Source organism: Frankia sp. AgPm24, assembly GCF_023243055.1.
GTDB classification, from domain to species: domain Bacteria; phylum Actinomycetota; class Actinomycetes; order Frankiales; family Frankiaceae; genus Frankia; species Frankia umida.
The window spans coordinates 71,322-79,797 of record NZ_JALKFW010000167.1 but is presented as its reverse complement, the minus strand read 5'-3'; the positions used below and the strand labels follow the sequence as shown (position 1 = coordinate 79,797).

7 protein-coding genes are annotated in these 8,476 nt (G+C 71.3%); 4 read left to right on the top strand and 3 right to left on the bottom strand.

Annotated features, from left to right (window positions below; genetic code table 11):
- Positions 1 to 296 precede the first annotated feature (296 nt).
- The 3 genes from MXD61_RS10430 (at position 297) to MXD61_RS10420 (ending at position 3,514) form a co-directional block, all read left to right on the top strand.
- Entirely contained in the window at positions 297 to 1,100 is an 804-nt protein-coding gene (locus tag MXD61_RS10430; RefSeq protein WP_374628750.1) for a CPBP family intramembrane glutamic endopeptidase, read from the top strand.
- Between the two features lie 185 nt (positions 1,101 to 1,285).
- Positions 1,286 to 2,854, top strand: coding sequence for a CYTH and CHAD domain-containing protein (locus tag MXD61_RS10425; protein WP_248812628.1), 1,569 nt, complete (start codon positions 1,286 to 1,288; stop codon positions 2,852 to 2,854).
- Positions 2,855 to 3,310: 456 nt separating this feature from the next.
- Positions 3,311 to 3,514, top strand: a complete 204-nt coding sequence (locus MXD61_RS10420) for a cold-shock protein (protein WP_018500469.1) — start codon at positions 3,311 to 3,313, stop codon at positions 3,512 to 3,514.
- Between the two features lie 485 nt (positions 3,515 to 3,999).
- Here MXD61_RS10420 and MXD61_RS10415 read toward each other — a convergent pair whose 3' ends face one another.
- Together MXD61_RS10415 and MXD61_RS10410 are read right to left on the bottom strand one after the other, a co-directional pair.
- A complete protein-coding gene (locus tag MXD61_RS10415; protein ID WP_248812627.1) occupies positions 4,000 to 5,097 on the bottom strand; it encodes an aspartate-semialdehyde dehydrogenase in 1,098 nt (365 codons plus the stop codon).
- 118 nt (positions 5,098 to 5,215) lie between these two features.
- Complete coding sequence (locus MXD61_RS10410) at positions 5,216 to 6,484, bottom strand: aspartate kinase (RefSeq protein ID WP_248812626.1); 1,269 nt, start codon at positions 6,482 to 6,484, stop codon at positions 5,216 to 5,218.
- A gap of 297 nt (positions 6,485 to 6,781) precedes the next feature.
- On the opposite strand from MXD61_RS10410, the gene MXD61_RS10405 reads away from it, so the two are divergent.
- Positions 6,782 to 7,366 (top strand): TerD family protein, encoded by a 585-nt coding sequence (locus MXD61_RS10405; RefSeq protein ID WP_163550012.1) that lies wholly within the window; start codon positions 6,782 to 6,784, stop codon positions 7,364 to 7,366.
- 148 nt (positions 7,367 to 7,514) lie between these two features.
- Here MXD61_RS10405 and MXD61_RS10400 read toward each other — a convergent pair whose 3' ends face one another.
- Positions 7,515 to 7,967, bottom strand: a complete 453-nt coding sequence (locus tag MXD61_RS10400) for a hypothetical protein (protein WP_248812625.1) — start codon at positions 7,965 to 7,967, stop codon at positions 7,515 to 7,517.
- Between the last annotated feature and the right edge of the window lie 509 nt (positions 7,968 to 8,476).

The following is an 8,476-nucleotide window of genomic DNA, read 5'->3' as shown; positions in this document are numbered from 1 at the left end:
GAGCCAGCACGGTGTAGGCCGCCGCCTGGCGCAGCGCCGTCCGGCGGGCGGACGTGGGCGCCCGCGGGCAGGGCGGTACCGGGGCCGGCCCCACCCGGGACGCGTCGGGCGCCGGGTGGGGGGCCGGGGTGGGGGGGGGGGCCGGCCGGTCGGGCCCTCCCTCGGGCCCTCCGTCGGACCCTCCCTCGAGCCGTCCCTCGGGCCATCCCTCGCCCAGGCCGTCGAGCCATCCCTCGAGCCATCCGTCCGGCCATCCGTCGGGCGGGCGGCTCCGCGGGGTCGGCTAGGGTCGAACGGTGACGGACGCCGCGACGGCGCGGATCGTGGCGGGCGAGGACGGGCCGCCCACACGGCGACAGCTGCGGGCCGAGCTCGGTGTCGTGCTGGGGATGTCCTTCGCGGCGTCGGCGCTCTACGCGATCATCCGCTATGTCGGTGTGCTGACCCGTCCCGGTCCGGTCCGCTCCCAGGTCGCGCAGCTCAACGGGTCGGCGGCCCCAGGCCGGCCGTGGCTGGACCTCGCCCTGCAGCTCGCCGGCGTGCTCACCGGCGTCATGCCGGTGCTGCTCGCGCTCTACCTGCTCGTCCGGCATGGCGGCGGGCGGCGGGCGATCGGGCTGGACGGCGCGAGTCCCGGCCGCGACAGCGCGCTGGGGGCGCTGCTGGCCGCCGGGATCGGCGGGATCGGCCTTGGTTTCTATCTGCTGGCCTGGCACAGCGGGGCCAACCTCACGGTGGCGCCGTCCGGGCTGCCGGACGTCTGGTGGCGCATCCCCGTCCTGGTGCTCAGCGCCTGGCAGAACGGGATCGCCGAAGAGGTGGTCGTCACGGGCTACCTGCTGGTCCGGCTGCGCGAGCTGGACGTCGCACCCCGGTGGGCGCTGGCGGCGAGCGCGGTGCTGCGCGGTTCGTACCACCTCTACCAGGGGCTCGGCGGATTCTTCGGCAATCTGGCGATGGGCCTGCTGTTCGGACGGCTGTTCCAGCGCCGCGGCCGGGTGCTACCGCTCGTGATCGCCCACTCGCTGATCGACACTGTCGCGTTCGTCGGCTACGTCGTGCTCGTCGGGAAGGTCTCCTGGATTCCCGCGCCGCGTTAAGGTTAACGGTAGGGAAAGTCGCGTAGTCCATATCGTGTGTGTCGCTTGCCCTCCAGGTGTCCCATCGTCCTTACGGCGGGTAGCCGGGGGTGGTCGTCCGTCGACCAGTGGGCCGCTGATCGCAGCGGTGCACGGGCACGGGCCAGGTCTGGGCTGCGGCTGGGTGCTGGACGAAAGGGCAGGTCATGGCGGTCACCGTCCGGGAGATCGAACGTAAGTACGCCGTCACACCGGCGTTTGTGCTGCCGCGTCTCGGCGCGGTCAGCGGCGTGGTCACCGCTCGGACCCGCCGCACCGTCAGCCTTGAGGCCGTCTACTACGACACCGATGACCTGCGTCTGGCCCGCAACCGGATCACGCTGCGGCGGCGTACCGGCGGAGCCGACGCCGGATGGCACCTGAAGCTGCCGGTCCGGGTCGGCCAGCGCGACGAGCTGCGGCTGCCGCTCACCGCGAGCGAAGGCAGGATCCAGGTCGCCGAGGGCGCCCGGCACACCCCACCGGCCGAGTTCGTCGATCTGGTCGCGGTGCACGCGCGCGGGGCGCAGCTGCGTCCGGTCGCCCGGCTGCGCACGCTGCGCACCGCCCGCCGGCTGCGCGACGCCACCGGCTCGGACCTCGCCGAGGTGGTCGACGACCAGGTCAGCGCGCAGACTCTCGGCGAGTCGACCACGCTGAGCACCTGGCGGGAGATCGAGGTGGAGCTGGTCGACGGCGGCCCCGAGGTGCTCGACGCCGTCGAGGAACTGCTGTTCGCGGCCGGCGCGGTGACCGCCGCCGACTCGTCGAAACTCGCCCGGCTGCTCGGCCCGGCCCTGGCCGCCGGCCCCGGGCCGGATCTGCCCACCGCCCCTCGGCGGCTGCGGCGCTCACGGCCCGCCGGCGAGGTCGTCCGGGCCTACCTGATCGAACAGGTGCGCGCCCTGCTCGCCGCCGACCCTCGGGTCCGCCTCGACGAACCCGAGGCCGTGCACCGGATGCGGGTCGCCTGCCGCCGAGCCCGCAGCGCCCTGCGGATCTTCGCCCCGCTGTTCCCGGCCCAGACGGTCGCGCGGCTCGACATCGAGCTGCGCGATCTCGCCGGAGCGCTGTCCGCCGCCCGCGACGCCGAGGTCCAGCTCGCCTACTTCGACGGACGGGTCGCCGAGCTGCCCGCCGCCCTCGTCGCCGGCGAGGTGCACGAGGTGGTCCGTGCCCACCTTGACGCGGGCCTCGCGGCCGGTCGCGAGCAGGCCCTGGAGATGCTGCGCAGCGAGCGGTACCTCACCCTGATCGACAGCCTGCTCGCCCTGGTCCAGGCGCCGCTGACCGGCAGGGCCCGCAAGCCGGCCCGCAGCGTGCTGCCCACGCTCGTCCGCCGCGCCGACCAGGCGCTCGCCCGCAAGGTGAGCGCCGCCGCCCGGCTGCCCGTCGGCCATGAGCGGGACGAGCTGCTGCACACCGCCCGTAAGCAGGCCAAGCGGCTGCGCTACGCCGCCGAGATCGTGAGCCCGCTGTACGGGACGAAGGCGGCGAAGCTCGCCGATGCGGCGGCACAGGCACAGGAGCTGCTCGGCATCCATCAGGACGCCACGGTCGCCCGTGACCTGCTGCGCGCCTGGGGCATCGCCGCCCAGGCGCAGAACAGCCCCACCGCGTTCACCCTCGGTGTGCTCTACGGGCTCGAGGAGTGCCGTGGCCGGCTGGCGGAGCGTGACTTCTTCGACGCCTGGCCGGCGATCTCCGCCCCCCGCCACCGCGGCTGGCTGTCCTAGCGCCCACGGCTGGCCCGGCCCCCACGGCTGGTCCGGCCCCGTGGCGGCGTGGACCCCCACGAGGGTGTGGTCCCGACCGTGGTCGACCGGAAACCTCCGCAGAGATCACCGCTTCGGGTGCCACGTCCGGGCCATCGGTGCTCCAGCGCCGGCCGTGAACGGGTGAACCCCGGAAATGCCCTGGCAGCCCGCAGGATTGACCGATGACGTTGCCTGACCCGGTCGTGTGCCGACCGGCGGCGTTGTTCTGTTACCGGGGCATGAAGTGGACTTCCTTGCTCAGAGGACTCCCGCGAAGCCCTCCATCCGTGTAGCGTCGTCCTTGGCCGGAGTTCGCCAGTTCGTGTCTCATCCGAGACGCAGCGGAACAACGCCAGGAACTCTAGTGGCTTCCTGGCGTTCGGTCCGGGGCTCGCGTGGTGCGGGTCCTGACTGCACCAGCAGGGAGAACGGCACGTGGCTCAGGGCACGGTGAAGTGGTTCAACTCGGAGAAGGGCTTCGGCTTCATCTCCGTGGACGGCGGCGGCTCCGACGTCTTCGTTCACTACAGCGCGATTGACATGGACGGCTACAAGGCACTTGAGGAGGGCCAGCGGGTCGAGTTCCAGGTGACCCAGGGTCAGAAGGGTCCGCAGGCCGACGCCGTCCGCGTCGTCTGAGCCACGAGAGACTTCATGGTCAGCCCGCCCAACGGGTTCCCCGCTGGGCGGGCTTGCTGTGCGTCCGGACTCTTCGCCACCCGTCCGATGGGCCTTCTCGCGGGTTCCGGGGCGCGGTGGATATCCCGGTTGACGGCGCGGGCGACCCCGGCCTGCCGGCTCGCCCCGCCCGTCCGCCGACAGTGTTGCCGAGCACCACCCGGCGGCACTGTCGGACAGTTCCGGAGAAGGCGGTATCCCACTGCTCGCGGTAGCAAAGGTGACGGGCCGCAGCCGGGTTGATGCGCTGTATCTCCGGTAATCCACGGCTACCCTGGTCGTATCGGCGACCCGGTCTTTTCGCGCCAGCTTCGCATCGGCTTAAAGGTTCATAAGAAACAGTCGAAAAGCCATTGGCGTGCGTTGTCGAGATGCCTGGCCGGCGCTCTGCTGAGGCCGACCAGGCCATGCGTCGGTCGAACGTGTCCCGGTTCGCCGGCGCTGTGTCAGCCGGCCAGCGGTGCGGCCGTATCGTTCGCGCCCACCAGCAACTCGGCGATCTGCAGCGTGTTCAGCGCCGCGCCCTTGCGCAGGTTGTCACCGCACAGGAACAGGGCGATCTCGTGCGGATCGTCCGGTGACTGGCGGATGCGCCCCACCCAGGTGGGATCGGTACCGACCACATCGGAGGGCGTCGGGTACTCGCCCGCGGATGGATTGTCGACGACCTCGACGCCGGGCGCGGTGAGCAGCACCTCGCGTGCCTCACCGGCCGTCACCGGCCGACCGAAACGGGCGTGCACCGCGACCGCGTGTGTGGTGATCACCGGCACGCGCACGCAGGTCGCCGAGACCCGCAGCCCCGGCAGGCCGAGGATCTTGCGGGACTCGTTGCGGACCTTCAGTTCCTCCGACGACCAGCCGCCGTCCTTGAGGGAACCGGCCCACGGCACGACGTTGAGGGCCAACGGTGCGGGGAAGGGTCCCAGCCCGTCCGCACCGAGGGCCTTGCGCACGTCGCCCGCGGTCTGCCCGAGCTCTCGGGTGCCCCCGACGGTGGCCAACTGGTCGTAGAGCGCGTCGATGCCGGCCTGCCCGGCGCCGCTGGCCGCCTGGTAGGACGCGGCGAACATCGACTCGAGGCCGAACGCGCGGTGCAGCGCCCCGAGCGCGACGATCATCGACAGGGTGGTGCAGTTCGGGTTGGCGATGATGCCCCGCGGCCGTGCGGCCAGCTGATCGGCGTTGACCTCGGGCACGATCAGCGGAACGTCGTCGTCCATCCGGAAGGCGCCGGAGTTGTCCACGGCGACCGCTCCGCGCGCCGCCGCGATCGGCGCCCACTCGGCGGACACCTCGTCGGGCACGTCGAACACGGCGACGTCCACCCCGTCGAAGACCTCGGGCGCCAGCAGGCGCACGACGACGTCCTCGCCGCGGACCCGTACCGTCCGCCCGGCGGAACGGGCCGAGGCGACCGGTCGGATCTCGCCCCAGACCTCCGGTCGTTCGGCGAGCAGCGACAGCATCACGGTGCCGACCGCACCGGTCGCACCGACCACCGCAAGCGTCGGCCGTCGGCCCGGCGCTCCGTTGCCGCTCATCGTCCAGTTCCTCCGGTCGCTCGAGACTGCGAAGCAGCGCGCTGCGGCTGCCTGACTGGATGGGTCAGTACGGCTGGATGGGTCAGTACGGCTGGATGGGGCAGTACGGCTGGGTGGGTCATCGGCCGGAGCCGGCGTAGACCACGGCGCCGCCGTCGGGGTCACCGAGTTCGAAGGCGGCGTGGACGGCCCGCACCGCGGCCGGCAGGTCGTTGTCGCGGACCACCACCGAGATCCGGATCTCCGAGGTCGAGATGATCTCGACATTGATGCCGGCATCGGCCAGGGAGCCGAAGAACCGGGCCGACACACCCGGATGCGACTTCATCCCGGCACCGATCAGCGAGAGCTTGCCGATGTGGTCGTCGTAGAGGGTCCGCTCGAAGCCGATCTCGCTCTGCACCTTCGCCAGCGCCGTCAGCGCGGTCCGCCCGTCCGTCTTGGGCAGGGTGAAGGAGATGTCGGTGCGTCCCGATCCGGCGACCGAACCCACCTGGACGATCATGTCCAGGTTGACGTCGGCGTTGGCGACGGCCCGGAACACCGCCGCGGCCACCCCGGGCTTGTCCGGACAGCCGACGACCGTCACCTTCGCCTCGGCGAGGTCGTGCGCGACGCCGCGGATGATGGCCTGTTCCACGAGCTGTGCCTCCGGAATCTCGGTGACCCACGTGCCCGGCTTCGAGGAGAAGGACGAGCGGACGTGCACGGGGACGTTGTAACGGCGGGCGTACTCGACACACCGCAACATCAGGATCTTCGCCCCGCAGGCCGCCATCTCCAGCATCTCCTCGTAGGAGATCCGGTCGATGCGACGGGCATCCGGGACGATGCGCGGGTCGGCGCTGAACACGCCGTCCACGTCGGTGTAGATCTCGCAGGCATCCGCGGACAGCGCGGCGGCCAGAGCCACCGCGGTCGTGTCGGAACCGCCGCGGCCCAGGGTGGTGATGTCCTTGGTGTCCTGGCTGACGCCCTGGAACCCGGCGACGATCGCGATCGCCCCTTCATCCAGCGCGGCGCGGATACGCCCGGGAGTGACGTCGATGATCCGGGCCCGACCATGGGACGAGTCGGTGATCACCCCGGCCTGGGAACCGGTGAAGGAACGGGCCTCCGCGCCCAGCGTGGTGATCGCCATCGCCAGCAGCGCCATCGAGATCCGCTCACCCGCGGTGAGCAGCATGTCGAGCTCGCGTGCCGGCGGCAGCGGAGACACCTGCTCAGCGAGATCGAGCAGCTCGTCGGTGGTGTCACCCATCGCGCTGACCACGACCACCACGTCGTTGCCGGCCCGGCGGGACTCCACCACCCGCTCCGCCACCCGTTTGATGCGGTCCGCGTCGGCAACGGAGGACCCACCGAACTTCGCGACCAGGAGCGCCATGGCAGTCAGGTTACCGAGCACAGCGGCCCGTCCGGGCTGCTCGCGAGCGAAACCACGCCACCCGTGGGCGCCTCGACGGCCCGGCTGGCCACCCGCACCGACCCTGGACGTGGTCCGTGTCGTCCGGGCGACGGCAGACTGGGCGGATGCGGCAGGTTGTGCCAGGGTGACGGAGACGGCCGCGACAGCCACAACAACCGTGCCGGCACGCCGACCGTGCCGCGCACGGGTGCGCCCCGCGCGGCCCCGCGAACTGGCCACGACGCCGTGCGCCAGCCCCAGGAAGGACCAACCGCAATGGCAGTCAGCCTCGCCAAGGGTGGCAACGTCAGCCTCACGAAGCAGGCGGCGCAGGCCGGCAACACCCAGCTCACCTCCCTCAACGTGGGCCTGGGTTGGGATGCGCGCACCACCACCGGCACGGACTTCGACCTGGACGCCTCGGCGATCGGCCTCAAGCCTGACGGCAAGGCACTCAGCGACGCCTACTTCATCTTCTACAACAACCTCGCGACCCCGGACGGCGCGATCACGCTGACCGGCGACAACACGACCGGTGAGGGTGAGGGCGACGACGAGTCACTGATCATCAACCTGCCGGCGGTCCCGGCCGACATCGACCGGATCGTCGTGCCGGTGTCCATCTACGACGCGGCGAACCGATCGCAGAACTTCGGCCAGGTACGGAACGCCTACATCCGCGTCGTCGACCAGACCGGCAACGAGCTGGTCCGCTACGACCTGTCCGAGGACTACTCCACCGAGACCGTGGTGATCTTCGGAGAGGTGTACCGCAGCGGCGCCGAGTGGAAGTTCCGTGCCGTCGGTCAGGGCCACAACGACCTCGGTGGCCTGGCCCGCGACCACGGCGTCAGCGTCTGATCCACCGCCAGGCCACCGGCCGGCCGGGCCGCACGGTCCGAGCCGGCTGGCTGGCTGGCTGTGGTCTCCATCCCGGTCCGTCCAGCTACGTGTCGGGCTGTCCCGTGTGTCGGGCTGTCCCGTGTGTCGGGCTGTCCCGTGTGTCGGGTCAGGTGGTGCGGGCGGCGAGGCGGCGTAGGAGCAGCGTGCCGGCGGCGGTAAGGGTCACCGCGGTGGCCACCTCGCGGGGGAGCCGGTTGCGCGCCTCGTTCTGAATACGCTCATGGAAGCGGTCGAAGCGGCTCGGCCAGGGGCTGACGCCGACGAAGTACCGTCCGACCTTGTCGGTGTCTGGCAGGCAGGCGCCGGTCATCCCGGCAAGTACCGCCAGGCGACGCCCGGGCGGAGCCGCCGCTGTCAGCAGCGCCATCGCCGCGAGCCCAGCCACCCCGTCACGCCGGGCGATCGGTATCCACTCCGACTCGGTGTTCGGTCCGGTGCCCCAGTGCGGCATCGCGTCCATCGCCAGATGCGACGCGAATCCCGCCGCCACCGCCACCACCGGGTTGCGAACCGCCATCCCCACGAACGCGCCCGCGGGGACATGCGAACTGATGATCATCTAGGGGCCTCTCTGGGACGATGCGGATGGGCTGGAGCTGTGGCCACCGCCTGACGCGCGCCACTCGACTCGCGTCCTGGTGCACTCGTGCTCCGTCAGCCTCCCACTCCCGCTTCGGGCCACCCAACCCGCACCATCACTTCCCGCAACCAGGCGAGCGCGCCAATCGCCCCGCCCGCACCCCGCCTCGCCCGCACCCCGCCTCGCCCGCACCCCGCCTCGCCCGCGCTGGGATTTCGTTTCCTCGTCCAGCCTCGGTGGGATCCGACCACCGTCTTCCGTTCGTCCGATATGTAATGAAATGGACGCCTGCTGGGGTGTGATGACGGATGCCGAGCGCCTTGGCGCTCCCGTGATCGCGCCTGGTTGCGGCCGGATCGCGGACGGATCGCGGCCGGGATCGCGATATGCCGAGGGTTGTTCGGGGATTTCGGCCTCGCGATTGTGAACAGTCCTCGGCATGTGGCCGAACAGTCCTCGGCATCGTGTCCCGACGCGCCGAACGGGCG

Coding starts and splice junctions, on each gene's coding strand:
- MXD61_RS10415 (WP_248812627.1), bottom strand. CDS start 5,097: ATGAGCGGCAACGGAGCGCCGGGCCGACGGCCGACGCTTGCGGTGGTC.
- MXD61_RS10410 (WP_248812626.1), bottom strand. CDS start 6,484: ATGGCGCTCCTGGTCGCGAAGTTCGGTGGGTCCTCCGTTGCCGACGCG.
- MXD61_RS10405 (WP_163550012.1), top strand. CDS start 6,782: ATGGCAGTCAGCCTCGCCAAGGGTGGCAACGTCAGCCTCACGAAGCAG.
- MXD61_RS10425 (WP_248812628.1), top strand. CDS start 1,286: ATGGCGGTCACCGTCCGGGAGATCGAACGTAAGTACGCCGTCACACCG.
- MXD61_RS10400 (WP_248812625.1), bottom strand. CDS start 7,967: ATGATCATCAGTTCGCATGTCCCCGCGGGCGCGTTCGTGGGGATGGCG.